The organism is bacterium (assembly GCA_030655055.1).
Lineage (GTDB): Bacteria > Edwardsbacteria > AC1 > AC1 > EtOH8 > UBA5202.
Window position 1 is genome coordinate 1 of record JAURWH010000183.1, and the last position, 1061, is coordinate 1061.

2 protein-coding genes are annotated in these 1061 nt (G+C 57.0%); both read left to right on the forward strand.

The window, feature by feature from the left end; translation table 11 throughout:
* Positions 1 to 731: ATPase (locus Q7U71_08680; protein ID MDO9391833.1), on the forward strand; the 731-nt coding region annotated here is incomplete at its 5' end.
* Between the two features lie 70 nt (positions 732 to 801).
* Positions 802 to 1061: hypothetical protein (locus tag Q7U71_08685; protein ID MDO9391834.1), on the forward strand; the 260-nt coding region annotated here is incomplete at its 3' end.

Genomic DNA, 1061 nt, shown 5'->3' on the forward strand with positions numbered 1-1061 from the left:
TGGTGAGTTTTGGATTGAAACCGGGGCTGCATCAGCTGACCCTTAAAAAGAACCTGGAGGCCTGGCTTAAAAGGCCGTCGGCCGCGCTGGTTCCGATAATCTGCAGCGCCTGCCACAACATGTGGCTGCCGATCATGCGGATCGCCAAGGAACACGATATCCATTGCATAGTCACCGGGCGCAACCCCTACGAGGAGGTCTCGTTCAAACGCCGTCTGCTGGGGGTCAGCCCCGACGAGGACATCAGGAACGTCTATCTCAAAAACCTCGGAGGAATAGTCAAGGAAGCGGCCAAGAACCTGTCCTATTTTTCGCCCCAAACCCTGCCGGTGATGATCAAGGGGCATTTCTTCGGAAGTCCCTATGCTTTGGGAACCAGGATCTACGGCCGCGGCATCGAAATGGCCGACCTGTTCTTTTACCTGCCCTGGAATGAATCTGAAGTCATGTCCCGGATACAGAACGAGCTGGGATGGCAAAGCCCCAAAGAGCGGGGAAACACCTGGCGTTTCGACTGCCGGGTTTCGCAGCTGCGGGACCTGATGTACCAGAAGACCATCGGTATGACCGAGCGCCAGGAGCTTTACGCCCGGCTGATCCGCGAAGGGTTGGTATCCAAGGAAACTATCCAGGACCGGCTGGTCACGGAGAATGTGATCCATTACGATAAGATCGAAGCCCTGCTGGATGAAGCAGGGATCAGGGACCGGTCTTTTCTGAAACTGGGGTAACCCCACCCTACCCTCCCCTCGAGGGGAGGGATTTAGGGAGGGGTTAAAAAAGGAAAACGGAGGCGCAACCATGCCCATCATAGAAATAAAGGCCCTGCCCCAGAAGCCGGAGGTCAACATTTCCGATACGCTGAAGACCATCTGCGTGCGGCTGGCTGATAAGATGGGGCTACAGCCCAAGCAGGTCTGGGCCACCTGGACCATCATCGAGCCGGGCTGCTATCTGGAAGGCGAGGCCCAGGCCAGGGTCCAGCCCTACGGAACCCATCCGCCGCTGGTGAACATGATGGCCTTTGAAGGCAAGAGCGACAGCGAGATCGAAACGGCCAT